Consider the following 20,960-nt stretch of genomic DNA (forward strand, 5'->3'; position numbering starts at 1 on the left):
AGGCGGTCTGCTGATCGGATCGGTCGCAAAAAAAGCTCGAAATATCAGCCAGATCGTGCGACACACCGGCTCAATTGGCAGATGGCCTCACGCAAACCCCTCTACCGTGTGAGGCGTGAGCAGCAGCGGCCTCATCTACGCAGTCATTGTCGGGGCCTGGGCCGCCTACTTGGTGCCGATGTGGCTCCGTAGGCAGGACGAGCTGAACGAGGCCCGTCCGACGGAACGCTTCAGCACCGCCATCCGGCTGCTGTCCGGACGGGCGGGCATGGAGCGCCGATACGCCAAGGACCTGCGCGCGCGCTCCACCGACGAGGGGGAGGGCGGCGCCGACGATCCGGACGCCGTCGTCACCGACTCGGTGGACGTCCGGTCCTTCGCCATGCCCCCGACCCGTCCACAGGCCAAGGCGACGGTCCAGCCGCCGTCCACGGGACGCCCCCCGGAGCCGGCGCGCGAGACCGCGCGGGACGCGGGACGGGAAGCAGGGCGGGACGCGGGACGAGAGGCGGCGCACGACGGTGGCGCCCCCACCCGCAAGCAGCCGCCCGTGTCCGCCGCACGGCGCACGGCCGCCGCGGAAGCGGCCGCGGCGCGCGCCCGGCGCACCAAGTCCCTCGCGCGCCGACGGCGTACCACCGTGATGCTCTTCGCGGCGTTCACGCTCGGCGCGATCGTCGCCGCCGTCGGAGGGCTCGCCTTCCTGTGGGCGCCCGGGGTGCCCGCGGTCATGCTCAGCACGTACATCGCCTACCTGCGCTCCCAGGAACGCCGCCGGTTCGCCTACCAGATGGACCGGCGCCGGGCCGAGGCCGCCGCGCAGCACCTGCGGGAGCGGGCGCGCCAGCCGCGCCGGCGGGCATCCGTCAGTACCGACGTGGACGCCGACGAACCGGACGGAGGACCAGAGCAGGTCACCGACCCCGGGCTCTCCGCCCTCGCCGCCGACCGGCGCGCCCTCGTCGAGCAGACCGACCACGCCGAGTGGGTCGACCAGCAGCGTGAGCGGCAGCGCAGGCCCGGGCACGGGGACAGCTGGGACCCGGTACCGGTCCCGCTGCCGACCTACGTGACCGCGCCGGTCGCGCCGCGGGCCACCGCGGACGTGGACCTCGGGGCGCCCGACGCGTGGAGCTCGGCACGCTCCAGCACCGTCACCCCGGAGCACGAGGCGGCGCCCGTCGCCGAGGACGAGGGATCGGAGGAGCTGCCCGACGACGCGGACGACAGGCCCACGGCGGACGGTCGCACCGACGCCCGCCGCGCCGCCTCCGCCCGCCGGGCACGTGAGCGTGGCCGTACCCCTCTCTTCGACCAGTACGAGGAAGGCGAACGGCCGCGTGCGGCCAACGAGTGACGCCCGGGGCGGGAACGCGAGGCCCGCGGACCCCCGTCCCTGACCAGCCGGGAACGGATTTCCAAGCACCCTGACGGGGATGCTAGAGTTTCACTCGTTGCAAGGGCCTGTGGCGCAGTCCGGTAGCGCACCTCGTTCGCATCGAGGGGGCCAGGGGTTCAAATCCCCTCAGGTCCACGCAGCTCAAAGCCCCTGCCGGGGACTCCCGGTGGGGGCTTTGGCATGCCGTGCGGCACGAATCCGACGGCACGGGCGAAGGGTGCCATGGCCCGGATTCGAACCGGGGTTTCCGCGTAGGGGCGAACCCCCGGGCGACGTCCTGGGCCGCTGAACGACTCATGGCCAGAGGGACTTTACCGACTCGTGGAAGAGCGAGCCCAGTTCTTTTCGAGGGGGTGACGACTCAGTATCGGTCCAGGTCGACCCCCTACCTGCGCGTCCGTCCGACCAGCTCACAGCGGCTTGGCGAAGCAGCGGCTGTCCTCGTAATGGCGGTAGTAGCCGAACTTGGCGCAGGGCTCGTAGCCGCTGGAGGTGTACAGCGCGATCGCCTCCGGCTGCTTGGTGCCGGTCTCCAGGACCATGCGCAGGCGGCCGGCCGCGCGGGCGTCCTCCTCCAGGGCGGACAGCACGCGGCGGGCGAGACCGCGGCCGCGCATCTGCTCGATCACGTACATCCGCTTGAGCTCGGCGTCGCCGTCCAGGTGGCCCTCGCCGTTGGCGTCCTGCGCGCGCCAGCCACCCGTGGCGACGGGGCTGTCCAGGGCGTCGTACGCGATCAGGTACACGCCGTTCGGGGGCTCGAAGTCCGCCGGGGCCAGCTCGGTGGCGTCGCCGCCGTCGCCGTAGCGGACGTGGTACTCGGCCTGGACCTGGTCGTTGAGCTTGACGGCGTCGGGGTGGTCGAAGGGGACACGGCGGATCATCATGCCCTCCAGTGTGCCGGTATCGTGCCGGGGTGCTGACTGTGACCTCCGCCAATGTGAACGGGCTGCGTGCCGCCGCGAAGAAGGGCTTCGTGGAGTGGCTCGCGGACACCTCCGCCGATGTGATCTGCCTTCAGGAGGTGCGTGCCGAGCCGCAGCAGCTGCCCGACGCGGTCCGGGCTCCCGAGGGCTGGCACGTGACGCACGCGCCGGCCGCCGCCAAGGGGCGGGCCGGGGTCTCCCTCTACTCCCGCCGTGAGCCGGACCGGGTCCAGGTCGGGTTCGGGTCGGCCGAGTTCGACACCAGCGGACGGTATGTGGAGGCCGACCTGCGCGGGGTCACCGTCGCCTCCCTCTACCTGCCCTCCGGCGAGGTCGGCACCGAGCGGCAGGACGAGAAGGTCCGCTTCATGGACGAGTTCCTGACGTACCTGAAGGGTCTGCGCGAGCGCGCCGCCGCCGACGGCCGCGAAGTCGTCGTCTGCGGCGACTGGAACATCGCCCACCAGCAGGCCGACCTCAAGAACTGGCGCTCCAACCAGAAGAGTTCGGGCTTCCTGCCGGAGGAGCGCGCCTGGCTGAGCCGGGTCCTCGACCTCGAGGACGGCGGGTACGTGGACGTCGTACGGTCGCTGCATCCGGACATGGAGGGGCCGTACTCGTGGTGGTCCTACCGGGGGCGGGCTTTCGACAACGACAGCGGATGGCGCATCGATCTCCACGTCTGCACGCCCGGGCTAGCCGCCAAGGCCGTCAAGGGGTACGTCGAGCGGGCCGCCACGCACGCCGAGCGCTGGTCGGACCACGCGCCCGTGACGGTCGTCTTCGACGTGTGACGTGTGACGTGGGTGTGCGTCATGCGGGCGGCGTCTGTGCCGGCCGCCGTCTCACGGAGGTGATCACGTTGGTCGCGAGGGCGGTCGCGGCGAGGCTCCCCACCGTGACCATCATCACGCCCACCATGAACTGGCCGGTGGAGTCGTCCGACCAGTCGAGGAAGGCAGCGAGGGTGAGGCCGGTCGTGGTGCCGAGCACGGCCGAGGCGACGTGGCGACGCGATGCCGCCCAGTACACCGCCACCAGCAGGGTCACCACCAGCCCGATCACCTGCCAGGCCTCGTACGGGCCGGTCGTGGTGCCGTCGGGCTGTACGTCGTAGTGCTGGTCCCAGCCCAGCCAGGCAGCCCACGCCGCCATCGACACGCCGGCCGTCACCAGGGTCGGCAGCAGGTGGGAAACGCTTCTCAGAGGTCGGTTTCGCATGCTCCGAGTGTTTCCGCTCGTCCCGTCCCCGCCCAGAGCGTCATTACTCAGCCCGGCATGAGTACATCAGCGGCCCCTCAGTCCCGCTTCCGCAGCCGCCGATCCAGCGCCAGGGACAGTTCCGCCTCCACCACGCTCCGGGCCAGGGGGCGCAGGCGGTGGAGGTCGTTCTCGGTGGTGTGGCGCAGGACCAGGTCGGCGAACATCTCGGCCAGGGCGTCGACGTGTTCGCGGACCTGCCGGCCGGCGGTCAGGACCTCCGCGAGGGGGATGCCCTCGCGGACCAGGGCCGAGGAGACGTCGAGGAGGCGGCGGCTGATGTGGACGATCTCGTCGCCGTCGGTGCCGAGGTAGCCGAGGTCGAGAGCGGCCGCCAGGTTCTCCGCGGTGACCTCGCCCTCGAAGCGGGCGGCGAGTTCCTCGGGGGTCAGGCGGACCGGCTCCTCCTCGGTGGGAGGGGTCACCCCCAGGACGTCGGCGACGTCGCGGCCGTGGTCGAGGGCCTCCGCCAGTTCCGCGATGCCGGTGAGGGTGTGACCCCGCTCCAGGAGCGCCGCGATCGTGCGCAGCCGGGCCAGGTGGTGGTCGTCGTACCAGGCGATACGGCCCTCGCGGCGGGGCGGCGCTATCAGCTTGCGTTCGCGGTAGAAGCGCAGGGTGCGCACGGTGATGCCGGCCAGGCGGGCCAGCTCCTCCATGCGGTACTCGTGTCGTCCTCCGTCTTCTGCCACGCCCGCACCCTATGTCGTACTCCCGGTAACTTCCTTCTTCCCGACCCCTACCCATCGGTACGGAGCCGCTCTATCCTCCCATTGCGCCAGTGTTCACTGGCAGAGTCGCAGGGAAGGCGTCGGCATGGCCGAACACGAGCATGTGCGGGTGGCGGTGGTCGGATCCGGGTTCGGTGGGCTGGGGGCCGCCGTACGGCTGCGGCGGGAGGGCGTCACCGACTTCGTCGTGCTGGAGCGGGCCGGCAGTGTCGGCGGCACCTGGCGGGACAACAGCTATCCGGGGTGCGCGTGCGATGTGCCCTCCCATCTGTACTCCTTCTCCTTCGCGCCCAACCCCGACTGGCCGCGCACCTTCTCCGGACAGGAGCACATCCGCGCCTACCTGGAGCACGTGACCGACGTCTTCGGGCTCCGCCCGCACCTGCGCCTCAACTCCGAGGTGCTGCGGATGACCTGGGACAGCGAGACGCTGCGGTGGGACATCGAGACCGCCGGCGGCAGGCTGTCGGCCGACTTCGTCGTCTCCGCCACCGGGCCGCTGTCCGATCCGAAGATCCCCGACATCCCCGGCCTGGACTCCTTCCCCGGCAAGGTCTTCCACTCCGCCCGCTGGGACCACGACTACGACCTGCGCGGCAAGCGGGTCGCCATGGTGGGCACGGGCGCCTCGGCCATCCAGATCGTGCCGGCGATCCAGCCCCTCGCCCGTAACGTCACCCTCTTCCAGCGGACCCCGCCCTGGGTGATGCCCCGCATGGACCGGGCGATCAGCGGCGTCGAGCGGCGGCTGCACCGGCAGCTGCCCTTCACCACCCAGGCCCGGCGCGGACTGCTGTGGGGCATCAGGGAGTTGCAGGTACAGGCCTTCACCAAGCACCCGGGCCAGCTCGGCGCGGTCGAGCAGCTGGCCAGGCGGAACATGGCCCGCGCCATCAAGGACCCGGCGCTGCGGGCCAAGCTCACCCCCGACTACCGCATCGGCTGCAAGCGGATCCTGCTGAGCAGCACGTACTACCCGGCGCTCGCCCAGCCCAACGTGGACGTGGTCGCCAGCGGCCTCAGCCGGGTCGAGGGGTCGAAGCTCGTCGCGGCCGACGGCACCGAGGCCCAGGTCGACGCGATCGTCTTCGGCACCGGCTTCCATGTCACCGACATGCCCATCGCCGACCGGGTCGTCGGCGCGGACGGGCGGACGCTCGCCGAGGCGTGGAAGGGCGGGATGGAGGCGCTGCGCGGTGCCTCCGCCGCCGGCTTCCCCAACTGGATGACGGTCATCGGACCCAACACCGGGCTCGGGAACTCCTCGATGATCCTGATGATCGAGTCCCAGCTGAACTACCTGGCCGACTTCGTACGGCAGTTGGACGTGCTGGGGGTCCCCCCAGGCCCTCAAGGCACTGGGGGAGGCAGGGTGGCCCTCGACGCCCGGCCCGCCGCCGTGCGGGCCTGGAACCACCGGGTGCAGGAGCGCATGAAGCGCACGGTGTGGAACACCGGCGGCTGCACCAGCTGGTACCTGGACGCGAACGGCCGCAACAGCACGATCTGGCCGGGCACGACGACCGAGTTCCGGCGGGCGACCCGGCGGGTGGACCTCGCCGAGTACGAGGTGCTGCGGCCCACCGCACAGGGGAGCCCGGTCGCGGACGAGAGCGCGGAGGCCGCCGTATGAGCCGACTGGCGCATGTCTCCTCCGGGCCGTACGCCCCGCCCCTGCCGGCCGGCGAACTGACCGTGACCTCCGCCGACGGCGCCCGGCTGCACGTCGAGGTGCACGGCCCCGAGGGCGCGCCCCCGGTCGTCCTCGCGCACGGCTGGACCTGTTCCACGGCCTTCTGGGCCGCGCAGATCCGCGAACTCGCCGTGGACCACCGGGTCGTCGCGTACGACCAGCGCGGTCACGGACGCAGTCCGGCGAGCCCGGCGTGCAGTGCGGACGCACTCGCCGACGATCTCGTGGCCGTACTGGAGGCGACTCTCGCGGCGGACGAGAAAGCGGTCGTCGTCGGTCACTCCATGGGCGGGATGACGGTGATGGCGGCGGCGGACCGGCCGGTGTTCCGGGAGCACACGGCCGCCGTGCTGCTGTGCAGCACCGGGTCGTCGAGGCTGGTCGCCGAGTCGACCGTGGTGCCGATCCGGGCCGGGCGGCTGCGCACCTGGCTGACCCGGCACGTCCTCGGCGCGCGGGCGCCGCTCGGGCCGGTCACACCGCTCGCGCTGCGGATCCTCAAGTACGGGACGATGGGCCCCGGTTCGGCCCCGCACATGGTGGAGGCGTGCGCGCGGATCGTGCACGCGTGTCCGCGCAAGGTGCGCCACGCCTGGTCGCAGGTGCTCGATCTGCTCGACCTGGACCAGGGCGTACGGCAGCTCGCCGTGCCCACGGCCGTCCTCGTCGGGACCGCCGACCGGCTCACCCCGCCGGTGCACGCACACCGGTTGGCCGCCGCGCTGCCCCACAGTCTCGGGGTGACCGAGCTGCCCGGGCTCGGCCACATGACACCGGTCGAGGCGCCCGAGCTGGTCAGTGCGCGGATCCGGGAACTCGTCAGCAGCTACGTCCAGGTCAGGGAGGGTGCATGAGCAGGGTCGGTCTGGAAGGTCAGGTCGCGGTCGTCACGGGGGCCGCGCGGGGCGTGGGCGAGCTGCTCGCCCGCAAGCTGTCGGCGCGCGGTGCGAAGGTCGCGCTGGTCGGCCTCGAACCGGACGCGCTCAAGCAGCTGTCCGAGCGGCTGCACGGCGACAGCGACCACTGGTACGCCGACGTGACGGACCACGAGGCGATGGCCCGGGTCGCGAACGAGGTGAAGGAGCGGTTCGGGAAGGTCGACATCGTGGTCGCCAACGCGGGGGTCGCGACCGGCGGGCCCTTCGTCGACTCCGATCCCGAGGCGTGGCGGCGGGTGATCGAGGTCAATCTCATCGGATCGGCCGTCACCGCACGGGCGTTCCTCCCGGCGCTCGTCGAGAGCCGGGGGTACCTGCTCCAGATCGCCTCCCTCGCCGCGATCACGCCGGCGCCGATGATGACGGCGTACTGCGCGTCCAAGTCCGGTGTGGAGGCGTTCGCGCACAGCCTGCGGGCCGAGGTCGGCTACCGGGGGGTGCGGGTCGGGGTCGGGTACCTGTCGTGGACCGACACCGACATGGTGCGCGGGGCCGACCAGGACGACGTGATGCGGGAGTTGCGGCAGCGGCTGCCGTGGCCGGCCAACAAGACGTATCCGCTGGGACCCGCCGTGGAGCGGATCGTGGCCGGGATCGAGCGGCGCTCCAGCCATGTGTACGGGCAGGGGTGGCTGCGCGGGATGCAGGGCCTGCGCGGGGCTCTGCCGGGGCTCATCGGGACCGTCGGACAGCGGGAGATGCGGCGGTTCGGACAGCGGTTGGAGGGGATGCGGGTCGGGCTCGTCGGCGCAGGTGGGGCGGCGGACGAGGAGGCTCGCGCTACGCACCGTAGTTGATCGAAATGCGTTCTTTGTCCGGCCGTGTGAATCTGGTCGAGGCCCCGGACCGGGGCTCTTCCCTCACCCCCACGGGAGTGAACCCACATGGGTATCAAGGACCAGTTCCAGGACAAGTCCGAGCAGTGGCAGCAGCAGGCCAAGCAGAAGGCCCAGGAGGGCCGGGAGCAGGCCCAGCGGGGTCGCCGCGGCGAGCAGGACGGCGAGCGCATGCGGGACGAGGAGTCCGAGCGGATGCGGCGCGAGGAGCAGGAGCGGCTGGACCCCGACTACGACATGTAGTTGCGGCTTGAAGTGTGGGGTGCCCTCTGGTTGTTGGGAGGGCACCCTGTGCTTTGTGTTCGGCTGCCGGCCGGTGGGGGCTTGTCGCGCAGTTCCCCGCGCCCCTGAAGGCCCTTACCTGGGCGGCAGCTTCGGACGTGCCCTGTTCGGGACGTCCCGGTAGTCGGGCGGGGTTGCCGGGGGCGTTGTCTCCAGCAAGGCCAGCGCCAGCGTCACCGCGTCGTCGAGTTGGGCGTGGCGGCCCTCCGCCCAGTCCAGCGGGGTGCGCAGGATCTCCAGGTCCGGGGTGACGCCCTCGTTCTCGACGGACCAGCCGTACGCGTCGAACCAGGCCGCGTTCATCGGGACCGTGATCACCGTGCCGTCGCCGAGCTGGTGGCGGCCGGTCATGCCGACCACTCCGCCCCAGGTGCGCTGGCCCACCACCGGCCCCAGCTTCAGGAGTTTGAAGGCGGCCGTGATCATGTCGCCGTCCGAGGAGGTCGCCTCGTCGGCGAGGGCGACCACCGGACCGCGCGGGGCGTTCGAGGCGTACGACACCGGCTGGGCGTTCCTCGTCAGGTCCCAGCCGAGGATCGTCCGGGTCAGCTTCTCCACCACCAGTTCGCTGATGTGGCCGCCCGCGTTGCCGCGGACGTCGACGATCAGGGCGGGGCGGGAGACCTCCATGCGCAGATCCCGGTTGAACTGGGCCCAGCCCGAGCCGCCCATGTCCGGGATGTGCAGATAGCCGCAGCGGCCGCCGCTCAACTCCCGGACCACGGCCCGGCGTTTGGCCACCCAGTCCTGGTAGCGCAGGGGGCGTTCGTCGACGAGGGGGACCACCGCGACCCGGCGGGAGCCGCCCTCGCCCGCGGCCGGGGTGAAGGTCAGCTCCACCGTCGTACCGCCCGCCGCCGCGAGGAGGGGGTACGGGCCCGCGACCGGATCGACCGGGCGGCCGTCCACATGGGTGAGGACCGCGCCCTCACGGATGCCCGTGCCGGCCAGCGGGGAGCGGGCCCTGGAGTCCGAGGAGTCGCCGGGGAGGATCCGCCGGACCGTCCAACCGCCTTCCCTGAGCTCGAAGTTGGCGCCCAGCAGGCCCTGGCGGCGCTGGTAGTGCGGCGGGCCCTCGTTGCGGCGGGCGGGGGTGACGTAGGCATGGGAGGTGCCCAGTTCGCCGAGGACCTCGCGCAGCAGGTCGGCGAACTCGTCGGGGGAGGCGACCCGTTCGAGCAGCGGGCGGTACTGGTCGAGGACCGCGTCCCAGTCGATGCCGCACATCCCGGGGTCCCAGAAGTACGCCCGGATCAGCCGGCCCGCCTCCTCGTACGACTGGCGCCACTCCGCGGGCGGGTCGACCTCGTGGAGGATGCGGCGCAGGTCGATCCAGACGGTCGAGTCGCTGTCGCCTGACTCCGTCGCGGGGATCGCGCGCAGTTCGCCCTCGTCCACCAGGACCAGCCGGGAGCCGTCGCCGCTGACCGCGAACCAGTCCAGGTGCTCGACGAGTTCGGTCTTCTTCGCCTTGCCGACGGCGAAGTGTTCGAGGGTGGGGCGCTCGGAGGTGTCGTCCGGGTCGACGAAGGTCTCGCCGAGGGCGCCCGAGATCGGCCAGCGCAGCCAGACCAGGCCGCCGCCCGCGACCGGGTGCAGCGCCGAGTACTTGGAGGCGGGGACCGGGAAGGGGGTGACCCGGCTCTCCAGGCCCTCGGTCTCCACGGTCACGGCGGCCCCGTCGCCGTCCTCGTCGGTGGGGAACGGGTCCAGGCCCCCGGCGGCCGGGCGGCCCTCGGGGTTGAGGGCGAAGGGGGAGGGGGTCGCGGAGGACAGCGGGACCAGATAGGGGCGGCAGCCGAGCGGGAAGGACAGGTCGCCGGTGTGCACGTCGTACACCGGGTCGAAGCCGCGCCAGGAGAGGAAGGCCAGGTAGCGGCCGTCCCTGGTGAAGACCGGGTTCTCGTCCTCGAAGCGGCCGTTGGTGACGTCCACGATCAGACGATCCTTGATGCGGGCCATCTTGATCTGGCGAAGGGAGCGGCCGATGCCGGGGTGCGACCACGTCAGCCAGCTGCCGTCGGGGGAGAAGGCGAGGTCGCGGACCGGGCCGTTGACGGAGCGGATCAGCTCGGTGACCTGTCCGGCGGAGTCCTCCGTGCCCGCGGCCTCAGCCGCACTGTCAGGCACGGTCAGGAGCAGCAGGCGGCCGTCGTGCGAGGCGATGGCCAGGCGTTCGCCCCTCGGGTCGGAGACCAGCTCCAGGACCCGGCCCAGGTCGCCCGAGGCCGGCCGTCGCGGCGCACGGTCGCCGGTCGCCCGGGGCAGGGAGGCGATCTCGACGGCGTCCTCGCCCTCCGCGTCGGTCACGTACGCGACCTGGCCGACGGAACCGAGCATCTCCGGGAGCCGGACCCGTACCCCCGGGGTGTCGGTGATCGTGCGCGCGGGACCGTCCCGGTGGGTGAGCCAGTACAGGCTGCCGCGGACGACGACCGCGCTCGCCCGGCCCGTCTCGTCGACCGAGATGCCGTCCACGTGCTGGGCGGCGGGCACCTGGTAGGTACGACGTCCCGCACGCGGCCCGCTCAGCCGTACGTCGAGCCTGCGGGGCTCCGCCCACGCGAGGTCGTCCACGATCCACAGGTCGCCGCCGCACTGGTACACCACCCGGGTGCCGTCGCTCGCCGCGTGCCGGGCGTAGAAGGCGTCGTGGTCGGTGTGGCGGCGCAGGTCGGAGCCGTCGGGAGCGCAGGAGTAGAGGTTGCCGACGCCCTCGTGGTCGGAGAGGAAGGCGATCCGGTCGCCGACGAACATGGGGGAGTGGAGGTGGCCGTTCAGGTCCGGCAGCAGGCGTTCGCCGTGCAGCCAGAGCCGGCCGGTGGCGCCGCCCCGGTAGCGCTTCCAGGCGGCCGGCTCGTGCGGCGGGGTGCCGGTCAGCAGGAGGGTCCTGCGGTCGGCGACCTGGATGTCGGAGACCGGGCCCCAGGGGAGTTTGCGGCCGGGGGAGCCGTCGGTGGGGACCTTGTACGCCCAGGTGAAGTAGGAGAAGGGTTCGCCGTGGGAGGCGACGGCGAGGATCTCGCCGTTCGGGGTCCAGCCGGTCACCTGGGTGTCCGAGGAGCCCCAGTAGGTGAGCCGCCGGGCCGGTCCGCCGTCCACCTCGGCCAGGTGGATCTCGGGCACGAGGCTGCGCCAGCTCGTATACGCGATGCGGGTGCCGTCGGGGGAGAAACGGGGGTGGCCGACCTTGGTGCGGTCCACGGTCAGCCGCCAGGCGCGGCCCGGGGCGTCGAGGGGGGCCAGCCAGAGGTCGTCCTCGGCGACGAAGCACAGCAGGTCGCCGCTCAGGTGCGGAAGGCGCAGATAGCTCACCTCCCCATGCTTTTCCGGGGGATGGACCGGAGCAACTTATGAAAAATCACCCGGACGGAGGGGCGGACACCTGCCCGGGTGACCCACGGCACGAACGAAACCGTTTCGTTTCGCTTGGGGATGCGCTACATTCGTGTCGTACGAAACAGTGTCGTTCGATGTCCGGAGCGGGAAGGGTGAGTGGCATGACCGAGGTCACGACAGCACGTCGCAGCCGTATCACCCCCGAGCGCGAGGCCGAGCTCTACGGGGCCGTGCTCGACCTGCTCCGCGAGGTCGGGTACGACACCCTGACCATGGACGCCGTAGCGGCGCGCACCCGGTCCAGCAAGGCCACGCTCTACCGTCAGTGGGGCGGCAAGGCCGAGCTGGTGGCGAAGGCGGTGCGGCACTCCAAGCCCGGCGCCCTCGGTCTCGACGAGGTCGACACCGGTTCGCTCCGGGGTGACCTGCACACCCTCACCCTGCGCTCGGACGACTGCAAGATGGAGCAGGACTCCGCGCTCATGCGAGGGCTGGCCATGGCGATCCACGGCAACCCGGATCTCCTGAAGGCGTTCCGCGAGCACCTCATCGAGCCCGAGATGGAGGCGTTCCGCCGGATCGTGCAGCGGGCCGTCGACCGCGGCGAGGTGCGCCCCGACAACCCGGCGATCGACTTCATGATCCACATGATGATCGGCGGGTTCGCCGCCCGCACGATGATCGACGAGCTGCCGCCGACCCAGGCCTACCTCATCTCGTACATCGACGCCGTGGTCCTCCCGGCGCTGGGCGTTCCCCACGACTGACCCGCCCCACCGGCTCCACGCCCGACCCGCTCACCAGCTCTCCGTTGCCGTGGGCCGGCCCAGATAGGTGACCGGTCCGGGATCCGGTACGGCTATCTCGTGGAAGCCGAGACGGTCGTAGAAGGCGCGGGCGGGGGTATTGGCGGAGAGCATGCACAGGTGCACGGCGGGCACGCCCTTGTCGTGGAGGGCGCGCAGCAGACTGCCCATCAGCGCCCGCCCGTACCCGAGCCCCTGCCACCCGGGCAGCAGGTCGATGTGCAAGTGGGCCGGGTAGGCGGCGACTTCGGGCACCAGCATCCGCTCCGGATCGTGCAGCAGCGCCACGATCTCCTCGTCCGGGGTGCGCGGCGGCCCGGCGGGCTCCGGATAGCGGTCGGCCACGAGCGGAAGCCACCTGGCTCGGTAGTCCGCCACGAACCGGGCCGTGTCCGCGGTCCCCACGACGTACCCGACGGCCCGCCCCTCCCCGTCGTCCAGCACGAAGACCAGGTCCGGTTCGAGATGGGCGTACGGCTGCGCGAAGGCCGCCGGGAAGACACCCGGGTCGCGGTAGTGAGGGCGCGCGTCCTGGCCGACGTGCGCGGTGCGGACGCAGATGTCGTCGAGGGCGGCACGGTCCTGGGGGCCGTAGGGGCGTATGCCGGGAGACGGGGTCATCGCAGCATCCTGCACGACGGGAGCGGGAACGGGAACGGTCCGTGGAACAGGGTCGCGTGGCCCGTACACCCACCGCTAGCGTGACGGACATGACGACCGCAGACGCCGCCCACCCCCGTTTCGCCGAGGCACTGAGGGAGCTGGGACTCGACGAGCTGAACGCGCAGGTCCGCCGTTTCCCGGACGCGACCCGGACCGCCGCCGAGGCCGCCGCGGCGGTCGGCTGCGAGCTCGGCCAGATCTGCAAGTCGCTGATCTTCGCGGCGGACGGGGTGCCGGTGCTCGTGCTGATGGACGGGGCGTCCCGGGTCGACCTCGAGCTGGTGCGCCGGGAACTCGGTGCCGGCCAGGTCACCCGGGCCAAGGCCGACGTCGTACGGGAGACGACCGGATACGCCATCGGAGGTGTGCCGCCGTTCGGGCACCGGACGCGGACCCGGGTCCTCGCCGACCGGGCGCTGCTCGACCACGAGCTCGTGTGGGCCGCGGCCGGCAATCCGCACGCCGTGTTCCCCATCGCGCCCAAGGACCTCGTCGCCCACGCCGGCGCCACCCTCGTGGACGTCCGCGAGCAGACCTCGTGACCCCGCTCGTCACCGCGGCCGTCCTCCTGGCCGCGGTCACGCACGCCAGCTGGAACGCCATCGCGCACCGGATCACCGACAAGCTGGTCGGGTTCACGCTGATCTCCGGCGGCGGCATGCTCATCGGGCTCGCGATCATCCCCTTCGCGGCGGTCCCGGCGGCCGGGGCGTGGCCGTATCTCCTCACCTCCTCCTGCGTCCACATCGCCTACTACGCACTGCTGATGAAGTCCTTCCGGCTCGGCGACTTCGGGCAGGCCTATCCCATCGCGCGCGGCACCGCGCCCCTGGTCGTCACGGTGCTCGCCGCCCTGTTCGCCCACGAGGTGCCCGACGGCTGGGCCGCCGCCGGGATCGCCCTGTCCTGCGCGGGACTCACCGGGGTCGCGCTGTGGGGGCTGCGCGGGCGGCGGCCCGACTGGGCGGCGATCGGCGCCGCGCTGGCGACCGGGCTGAGCATCGCCGTGTACACGGTCGTCGACGGACTCGGCGTGCGCGCCTCCGGCTCCTCCCTCGGCTACATCGCCTGGCTGATGGCGGTGCAGGGCGTGGTGATCCCGGCGTACGCGCTCACCCGTTGGCGCGGCCGGTTCGTCACCGTTCTCCGGCCGTTCGCCCCCGTCGGCCTCCTGGGCGCCGCCCTCTCCGTGGCCGCGTACGGCCTGGTCCTGTGGGCCCAGACGAAAGCGGAACTCGCCCCGATCGCGGCCCTGCGCGAGTCCTCGATCATCGTCGGCGCGGCCATCGGCGCGGTCTTCTTCAAGGAGCGGTTCGGGGCGCCGAGGATCGTCGCGGCGGGCCTGCTGGTCGCGGGGATCGGGCTGATGCTGCACACCGGGTAGGTCTCCCTCGCCCGGGTCCCGCCCGGGTCCCGCCCGCTCCCCGTTTGCCCTCCCTTGCCGTCCTTGCCGAGGCCTTGACGGTTCGTTCCCTGAGCGTTCAGGCGGGTGTTCGCGGTCCGGCCGTGTGCCGTCCCTAGGGTCCCCTCCGGAACCGGAAGAGGGGACTCATGGACACACCGCACGCGGTCCGGGCCCGTGGGATCAGCAAGGGGTTCGGGGACGTCGTCGCGCTCGACGGCGTCGACCTGGACGTGACACAGGGTCAGATCCACGGCCTGGTCGGGCCGAACGGGGCCGGGAAGACGACCCTGCTCGGGCTGCTGCTGGGGCTGGCCGTCGCCGACGCCGGCCGCCTGGAGATCCTCGGGTCCCCTGTCGGGCGGGAGTTCGCCGCCCCCGGCTCGGTCGCCGGTTTCGTGGACGGGCCCGGCCTCTACCCCTCGCTCACCGCCCGGCAGAACCTCGCCGCGCTGGCCCGGCTCCGGGGCGGACGGGAACGTACCGCGGACATCGACGACGTGCTCGACCAGGTCGGACTCACCGCCGTCGCCGACGAACGGGCCCGCGGCTTCTCCCTCGGCATGCGCCAGCGGCTCGGGCTCGCCGCCGCCCTGCTGACCCGGCCCCGGCTGCTGGTCCTCGACGAACCCGCCAACGGCCTGGACCCGGCCGGGAAACGGCATGTGCACGGGGTGCTCGACCGGCTCGCCGCGAACGGCACGAGTGTCGTGGTCTCCAGTCACCGCATGGACGACCTGGAGGCGCTCTGCTCCGAGGTCACCCTCCTCGCCACCGGCCGGGTCGTGTTCTCCGGACCGCTCGGCAAGCTGGCCACGGAGAGCCGTGAACTCGACTACCGGGTACGGACGTCCGACCCGCGGGCCGCGCGCCGGCTGGCCGCGGACACGGCCGGCGTCAGGTTGGTGGAGGACGGCGATCCGCTCGTCGTCCGCGCCCGGGTGCCCGCCCTCGACGAACTCGTCGCGCGGCTCGTGACGTCGGGGATCGCGGTGCGTGAACTGGCCCCCGTGGTCTCGCCGTTGGAAGCGGCCTTCCTGGAGCTCACCGCGTCCCGGGAGGCGGACGGATGACGGCCACCGCGATCCGGGAGAGCGCCGCCCCCGCTGTCCCGGTCTCCCGCGTCTACCGCTTCGAGCTGCGCAAGCTCCTCTCCCAGTGGCGCGTCCGGCTGCTGCTCCTCGCCTGCTGGATCGCGCCCGCGCTCTTCGTCGCCGGGGTGTCGCAGCAGAGCACCCTGCCCTCCGACACCCTCTTCGGCCGCTGGATGCACGCCACCGGCTGGGCCGGGCCGCTGGTGATCCTCGGGTTCGCGGGCACCTGGGCGCTGCCGCTGCTGACCTCGGTGGTCGCCGGTGACGTGTTCGCCGCCGAGGACCGGCTCGGCACCTGGCGGCACCTGCTGGTCGCGGCCCGCTCACCGCGGCGGATCTTCGCCGCGAAGGCGCTGGCCAGTCTCACCGTCGTCCTGCTGCTGGTGGCAGGCATGGCCGTCTCCGGCACGGTCGGCGGCCTCACCGCGGTCGGCGACCAGCCGCTGGTCGGCCTCGACGGACACCTCCTGGCACCCGGCGACGCGGCGGCGAAGGTCCTCCTCGCCTGGACCGCGGCCCTCGCCCCCACCCTCGCCCTCGCCGCGATCGGCCTGCTCGGGTCGGTCGCCCTCGGCCGCTCCCCGACGGGCCTCCTGCTGCCGCCGCTGCTCGCGCTCGCGATGTCGGTCGCACAGATGCTGCCCCTGCCCGTCGCCGTCCGTCTCGCCCTGCCCGGCAACGCCTACGTGACCTGGAACGGCCTGTTCACCGGTCCCGCCCAACTCGCCCCGCTCCTGATCGGCGTCGCCGTCTCCCTGCTGTGGGCGGTGCTCGCCACCGCGCTGGCGTATCTGCTGTTCCTGCGGCGGGACTTCACCAACCTCGCCTACGACGGTGCCGGGCGCCGCGCGTTCACCGCGGGGCTGCTCCCGCTCGCCGGTCTCCTCGCCCTCAGCGTCGCGGTGATCGCCGTGGCCGTACCGGCGGACGGCATCCGGCAGGCCAAGGTCCAGCGCTCCCTCGCCACCGCCTTCGCCCACCTCTACCGGATGCAGACCGGCCAACTGCACCGCCCCGCCGTCACCGAGGCTCAGTTGCGGGCCTCGGCGGCCTGCACCAAGAGCGACGGACAGGCCGCGCAGGAGGGCCCGGGCAACGACTGGCGGTGTGTCGTGACCTGGCACCTGCCCGGGACCGCGGTCGCGGGGACCGCGATCTACCAACTCGACGTCGGATCGGACGGCCGGTACGTGGCCGACGGGGACGGTCCGAAGGAAGTCAACGGCTACTTCCTGGTGCGGACCGAGACCGGGGACGCCCCGAACCCGCTGTGGCAGTTCGACGGAAACGTCGACCTGCTCGACACCACCTCGAAGGGATAGGCCATGCACGTAACGCGCCGTATCAGGGAGAAGCAGCCGGCCGGACGCCGGACCCTGCTGGTGGCGGCCGGCATCGCGGTCGCCCTGGGCGTCACCGGCACCGCGGTCGCCTCGACCTACCAGTTCGGCACCCGGCAGGTCGCGCAGGACACCGCCAGGGGCGAGGTCATCTCCAGCGACCAGTACCTCAGGCCGTACGGCAGCCGGACCGTCATCAACGACGGCAAGATCATGTCGTCCACGGTCAGCCCGGACGGCACCCACCTCGCGGCAGCCGTCACCGACGGCGACGCGGCCCTGGTCATCATGGACCTGGCGACCGGTCAGGTGAAGCAGAAGGTCGGCGCCAACGCGGCCGACGACCTGCGCATCGGCAGCGTCGCCGTCGGCCAGGAGGGCCCGGTCTACTCGCCCGACGGCAAGCAGCTGTGGCTCGGACAGGCCACCGGCTACACGAAGTTCACGGTGAACGCCGACGGCACGCTCTCCGACCCGGTGGCCGTCCCGATCCCGGCTGTCGGCTCCCAGCAGGCGCTGGTGGGCGGGGCCGTCTTCTCGCCCGACGGCTCCACCGTGTACGCGGCGGTCAACGGGCAGAACACGGTCGTCGCCCTCGACGCGGCGACCGGCACCGTCGAGCGGACCTGGTCCGTCGGCACCGCCCCGCGCGGAATCGCCCTGGTCGACGGCAAGCTGTACGTCAGCAACGAGGGCGGCCGCCCGGCGAAGCCCGGCGAGACCACCATGAACTCCTACGGCACCCAGGTGCCCGCGAACCCGGACACCGGCGCCTCGACCACCGGCACGGTCAGCGTCATCGACACCGCCAGGCCCTCGGCCGCCGTGGGCACGATCACGGTCGGTCTGCACCCGACCGCCGTCTACGCCAAGCACGGCACGGTGTTCGTCACCAACACCGCCGACAACAGCGTCTCGGTGATCGACACCCGCAAGGACAGGGTCGTCCAGACCATCGCCACCCAGCCCTGGCCCGAGGCGAAGGTCGGCTACGAACCCGACGCGGTGACCCTCACCGACGACGGCCGTCTCCTGGTGACCCTGGGCCGCGCGAACGCGGTCGCCGTCTACCGCTACAAGTCCGCGCAGGAACCGGCCGGTTACGTGGGCCTCCTGCCCACCGACTACTTCCCCGCCGAGATCACCACGGCCGGCGGGAAGATCGTCGTCTCCAACACCCGCGGCATCGACGCCCGCCGCCCCACCACCGCCGCCGGCCACGGCACCCACGACACCACGTCCAGCCTGACCGAGTTCACGCTGCCGAGCGATCTCGTCATCAGGGCCCAGACGGCCAAGGTCTTCCAGCAGAACGGCTGGACGCCGGGCTCGGTCCGCACGGCGAAGAACGCCAGGAGCGCCAGGCCCGTCCCCGTCCCCGCCCGCCTCGGCGACCCCTCGACCATCAAGCACGTCTTCCTGCTGGTCAAGGAGAACCGCACCTACGACCAGGTCTACGGCGACCTGCCCCAGGGCGACGGCGACCCGGCGCTCACCACCTTCGGCGCGAACGTCACCCCCAACCAGCACGCCCTCGCCCAGCAGTTCGGCCTCTACGACAACTTCTACGACATCGGCACCAACTCCGCCGAGGGCCACAACTGGCTGATGCAGTCGGACAACCCGGAGTACACCGAGTCCTCCGCCGGTGAGTACACGCGCAGTTACGACACCGAGAACGACGTCCTCGGCCACCAGAAGTCCGGGTTCCTGTGGACCGGCGCGCAGGCGGCCGACGAGTCGGTCAAGGACTTCGGCGAGTTCCAGTCGACGGAGTCCAAGCCGGCCGGGGCGACCTGGCAGAACCTGTACTGCGACACGAAGACCATGGCGGCGACCGGGGCGCCGACCCAGTACCCCATCCGGACCGGCTCGGCGATCCCCTCGCTCAACAAGGTCTCCGTGCAGGGCTTCCCGATGTTCGACCTCGACGTCCCGGACATCTACAAGGAGCAGATCTGGCAGCAGGACTTCGAGAAGAACGGTCCCGCGAACCTGAACATGTTCTGGTACTCCGACGACCACACCGGCGGACCGGCCAACGCGGCCGCCGAGGTCGCCGACAACGACCTCGCGGTCGGCCGGACGATCGACGCGATCTCCCACAGCAAGTACTGGAAGGACTCGGCGATCTTCGTCGTCGAGGACGACTCCCAGAACGGCCTCGACCATGTCGACGGCCACCGGGCCCCGGTCCAGATCATCAGCCCGTACGCCCAGCACGGCACGGTCGACAGCCACTACTACACGCAGATCACCATGATCCGCACCATCGAGCAGATCCTCGGGATCCACCCGATGAACCAGAAGGACAGCGCGGCCACCCCGATGTACGGGGCCTTCACCGCCAAGCCGGACACCACCCCGTTCACCGCGGTGCCCAACCGCACCTCGCTGACCCTCGGTGTGAGCCCGGCGCCCTCCTGCGGCGCGGACACCCCGGCCGCGCAGGACACCGACGCGGCGCCCGCGCCGACCTCCGCCGCCGTGCCGAAGGCCGAGCAGCCGCTCGCGGCACAGTGGAAGAGCTGGGCCTCGCACCAGCGCCTGACCGGCCCGCACGCCGTGCCGGACTACGCCAACAACGAGCAGATGAACCGCTACACCTGGTACCAGACCCACGACTGGACCAAGCCCTATCCCGGCGACAAGAAGGTCTACGCCCCGAACGCCGTCCCCGGCGCCTACCTGCCCTCGGCGGAGTCCGACGGCTGAGTCCGAAGGCTGACCCCCGTGCGCCGCCGCCCGCCGAGGAGCACCCTGGAAACACACGCTTCGGAGGCGATCGTCATGACACACACCGCTGTGGGGTGGCACATCGAGCTGGAGTTCCAGGAGGACGACCAGCACACGCGGGCGGCGGCGATGGTCCGGCTGCCGGACGGCACCGAGGTACGCACGCACGGGCACGCCACCCGTCACCACACGGACAGCAACCAGCCCCGGGTGGGGGAGGAGGTCGCCGGTGCCCGGGCGCTGAACGAACTCGCGATGCAGTTGCTCGTCAAGGCGCACGGCGAGATCGACGAGGCGTCGGGCCGGACGTCCCACCCGATCAACGTCTAGCGGTCACAGGGCCGCCCGCACCGCCCTGACCAGCGCCTGCGCCCGCGGGTCCGCCGTCACCGTCTTGCGGAAGCCGTTGGTGACATAGCCGAGGGCGATGCCGGTCTCCGGGTCGGCGAAACCGAGGGAGCCCCCGCGGCCGGGATGCCCGAACGAGCCCTCACCGAGGAACGGCGAGGCGCTGCCGTGCAGCATGTAGCCGAGGCCGAACCGGGTGTTCACGACGAGCACCCGGTCCGGTCCCGCCGACTCCTCGGCCCGGGCGAGTTCCACCGTGGCCGGGTCGAACAGGCGCACCCCGTCGACCTCGCCGATCAGCGCCGCGTAGATCCGCGCCAGCCCGTCGGCGGTCGCGATCCCGTTGGTCGCGGGCAACGCGCTCGCCCGGTACGCCGGTTCGTTCTGGTCGGGGAACGGGGTGATCGCGGCGAAGGCGCGCCGGGTGAGGGAGTCCGGGTCCTGGTAGGCCTCGGTGACCGACCGCCTGGGCCGGGCGCGCAGAGCACCGGTCGGCTCCGGCGCCTCGACACGGCCGACTCGTCCGGCCCGTCCCGCGGCTTCCTCCGCCTCCGGCAGCCCGAGCCAGAACTCCGCCCCGAGCGGCCCGGCGATCTCCCGCGCGATCCACTCGCCCGCGCCGAGCCCGGTCACCCGGCGCACCAGCTCGTCCAGCATCCAGCCGTACGTCAGCGCGTGGTACCCGTGGTCGGTGCCGGGTTCCCAGACGGGCGCCTGGGCGGCCACCGCCTCGGGGCCCCGCAGCGGGTCGAGGGCCTCCTCGGGGGTGAGCGGCCGGTCGATCACCGGCAGCCCGGCGCGGTGGTTCAGCACATGCCGCACCAGCACCCGCTCCTTGCCGTGCCCCTTGAACTCGGGCCAGTGCTCGGCCACCGGCGCGTCCAGGTCCAGCTCCCCGCGCTGGTGCAGCAGCAGGGGTACGGCGGCGGCGACGCCCTTGGTCGCCGAGCGCACGACCTGCGCGGTGCCGGGTCGCCAGGGCTCGGTGCCGTCGACGTCCTTGGTGCCGGCCCACAGGTCGACCACCTTGCGCCCGTCCCGGTACACGGCGAGGGCCGCGCCCCGGTCCCCGAGCGCCTCGAAGTTCCGCGCGAACGCGTCCCTGACCGGCTCGAAGCCCTCGGCGACTGTGCCGTTCACGTCCACGTCCGCACTCCTCCCACTGCT

19 protein-coding genes, 1 tRNA gene and 1 pseudogene are annotated in these 20,960 nt (G+C 72.1%); 14 read left to right on the plus strand and 7 right to left on the minus strand.

The annotated features are described in order from the left end of the window. Window positions 1–115 precede the first annotated feature (115 nt). Entirely contained in the window at window positions 116–1,357 is a 1,242-nt protein-coding gene (glpR, locus tag H295_RS0123325; RefSeq protein ID WP_020137773.1) for a gephyrin-like molybdotransferase receptor GlpR, read from the plus strand. A gap of 103 nt (window positions 1,358–1,460) precedes the next feature. After that, window positions 1,461–1,534: transfer RNA gene (locus tag H295_RS0123330), tRNA-Ala, on the plus strand. Between the two features lie 83 nt (window positions 1,535–1,617). On the opposite strand, the pseudogene H295_RS47245 reads toward H295_RS0123330, so the two are convergent. Together H295_RS47245 and H295_RS0123335 are read right to left on the minus strand one after the other, a co-directional pair. Next, window positions 1,618–1,700 (minus strand): annotated as a pseudogene (locus tag H295_RS47245). Window positions 1,701–1,809: 109 nt separating this feature from the next. Then, a complete protein-coding gene (locus tag H295_RS0123335) occupies window positions 1,810–2,286 on the minus strand; it encodes a GNAT family N-acetyltransferase (RefSeq protein WP_028809660.1) in 477 nt (158 codons plus the stop codon). 29 nt (window positions 2,287–2,315) lie between these two features. Between H295_RS0123335 and H295_RS0123340 the strand changes: the two genes are divergently transcribed. Then, a complete protein-coding gene (locus H295_RS0123340) occupies window positions 2,316–3,119 on the plus strand; it encodes an exodeoxyribonuclease III (RefSeq protein WP_020137775.1) in 804 nt (267 codons plus the stop codon). 19 nt (window positions 3,120–3,138) lie between these two features. On the opposite strand, the gene H295_RS0123345 is transcribed toward H295_RS0123340, so the two are convergent. Further along, on the minus strand, window positions 3,139–3,546 hold the full coding sequence (locus H295_RS0123345) for a hypothetical protein (protein WP_028809661.1): 408 nt from the start codon (window positions 3,544–3,546) through the stop codon (window positions 3,139–3,141). Between the two features lie 77 nt (window positions 3,547–3,623). Beyond that, window positions 3,624–4,244, minus strand: coding sequence for a MerR family transcriptional regulator (locus H295_RS0123350; protein WP_020137777.1), 621 nt, complete (start codon window positions 4,242–4,244; stop codon window positions 3,624–3,626). A gap of 157 nt (window positions 4,245–4,401) precedes the next feature. On the opposite strand from H295_RS0123350, the gene H295_RS43505 reads away from it, so the two are divergent. The 4 genes from H295_RS43505 to H295_RS0123370 all read left to right on the plus strand — a co-directional run bounded on the left by H295_RS43505 (window position 4,402) and on the right by H295_RS0123370 (window position 8,026). Next, a complete protein-coding gene (locus H295_RS43505) occupies window positions 4,402–5,949 on the plus strand; it encodes a flavin-containing monooxygenase (RefSeq protein ID WP_020137778.1) in 1,548 nt (515 codons plus the stop codon). Then, a complete protein-coding gene (locus tag H295_RS0123360) occupies window positions 5,946–6,863 on the plus strand; it encodes an alpha/beta fold hydrolase (RefSeq protein WP_020137779.1) in 918 nt (305 codons plus the stop codon). The genes H295_RS43505 and H295_RS0123360 overlap by 4 nt, the downstream gene beginning before the upstream one ends. Beyond that, complete coding sequence (locus H295_RS0123365) at window positions 6,860–7,744, plus strand: SDR family oxidoreductase (protein WP_020137780.1); 885 nt, start codon at window positions 6,860–6,862, stop codon at window positions 7,742–7,744. Before H295_RS0123360 ends, H295_RS0123365 begins: the two co-directional genes overlap by 4 nt. 87 nt (window positions 7,745–7,831) lie before the next feature. Further along, window positions 7,832–8,026 (plus strand): hypothetical protein, encoded by a 195-nt coding sequence (locus H295_RS0123370; RefSeq protein WP_020137781.1) that lies wholly within the window; start codon window positions 7,832–7,834, stop codon window positions 8,024–8,026. A 114-nt stretch (window positions 8,027–8,140) separates the two neighbouring features. On the opposite strand, the gene H295_RS0123375 is transcribed toward H295_RS0123370, so the two are convergent. Beyond that, on the minus strand, window positions 8,141–11,380 hold the full coding sequence (locus tag H295_RS0123375) for a S41 family peptidase (protein ID WP_020137782.1): 3,240 nt from the start codon (window positions 11,378–11,380) through the stop codon (window positions 8,141–8,143). A 185-nt stretch (window positions 11,381–11,565) separates the two neighbouring features. On the opposite strand from H295_RS0123375, the gene H295_RS0123380 reads away from it, so the two are divergent. Then, the gene (locus tag H295_RS0123380; RefSeq protein WP_020137783.1) at window positions 11,566–12,171 is read left to right on the plus strand and encodes a TetR/AcrR family transcriptional regulator; all 606 of its coding nucleotides are present in this window, start codon (window positions 11,566–11,568) and stop codon (window positions 12,169–12,171) included. A 30-nt stretch (window positions 12,172–12,201) separates the two neighbouring features. Here the strand turns inward: H295_RS0123380 and H295_RS0123385 are convergent, their stop codons facing one another. Then, on the minus strand, window positions 12,202–12,831 hold the full coding sequence (locus H295_RS0123385; protein ID WP_020137784.1) for a GNAT family N-acetyltransferase: 630 nt from the start codon (window positions 12,829–12,831) through the stop codon (window positions 12,202–12,204). Window positions 12,832–12,920: 89 nt separating this feature from the next. On the opposite strand from H295_RS0123385, the gene H295_RS0123390 reads away from it, so the two are divergent. The 6 genes from H295_RS0123390 (at window position 12,921) to H295_RS0123415 (ending at window position 19,775) form a co-directional block, all read left to right on the plus strand. Then, window positions 12,921–13,415 (plus strand): YbaK/EbsC family protein, encoded by a 495-nt coding sequence (locus H295_RS0123390; RefSeq protein WP_028809662.1) that lies wholly within the window; start codon window positions 12,921–12,923, stop codon window positions 13,413–13,415. Continuing rightward, on the plus strand, window positions 13,412–14,257 hold the full coding sequence (locus tag H295_RS0123395) for a DMT family transporter (RefSeq protein WP_020137786.1): 846 nt from the start codon (window positions 13,412–13,414) through the stop codon (window positions 14,255–14,257). The genes H295_RS0123390 and H295_RS0123395 overlap by 4 nt, the downstream gene beginning before the upstream one ends. 167 nt (window positions 14,258–14,424) lie before the next feature. Next, a complete protein-coding gene (locus tag H295_RS0123400) occupies window positions 14,425–15,348 on the plus strand; it encodes an ABC transporter ATP-binding protein (protein WP_020137787.1) in 924 nt (307 codons plus the stop codon). After that, window positions 15,345–16,691 (plus strand): ABC transporter permease, encoded by a 1,347-nt coding sequence (locus H295_RS0123405; RefSeq protein ID WP_020137788.1) that lies wholly within the window; start codon window positions 15,345–15,347, stop codon window positions 16,689–16,691. Before H295_RS0123400 ends, H295_RS0123405 begins: the two co-directional genes overlap by 4 nt. Before the next feature lie 3 nt (window positions 16,692–16,694). Further along, window positions 16,695–19,424, plus strand: a complete 2,730-nt coding sequence (locus tag H295_RS0123410) for a bifunctional YncE family protein/alkaline phosphatase family protein (protein ID WP_020137789.1) — start codon at window positions 16,695–16,697, stop codon at window positions 19,422–19,424. 75 nt (window positions 19,425–19,499) lie between these two features. Continuing rightward, complete coding sequence (locus tag H295_RS0123415; RefSeq protein ID WP_020137790.1) at window positions 19,500–19,775, plus strand: DUF1876 domain-containing protein; 276 nt, start codon at window positions 19,500–19,502, stop codon at window positions 19,773–19,775. 3 nt (window positions 19,776–19,778) lie between these two features. On the opposite strand, the gene H295_RS0123420 is transcribed toward H295_RS0123415, so the two are convergent. Next, on the minus strand, window positions 19,779–20,939 hold the full coding sequence (locus H295_RS0123420) for a serine hydrolase domain-containing protein (RefSeq protein WP_020137791.1): 1,161 nt from the start codon (window positions 20,937–20,939) through the stop codon (window positions 19,779–19,781). Window positions 20,940–20,960: the final 21 nt, after the last annotated feature.

The sequence above is a fragment of the Streptomyces sp. 351MFTsu5.1 genome, assembly GCF_000383655.1.
In the GTDB taxonomy this organism is placed as follows: domain Bacteria; phylum Actinomycetota; class Actinomycetes; order Streptomycetales; family Streptomycetaceae; genus Streptomyces; species Streptomyces griseorubiginosus.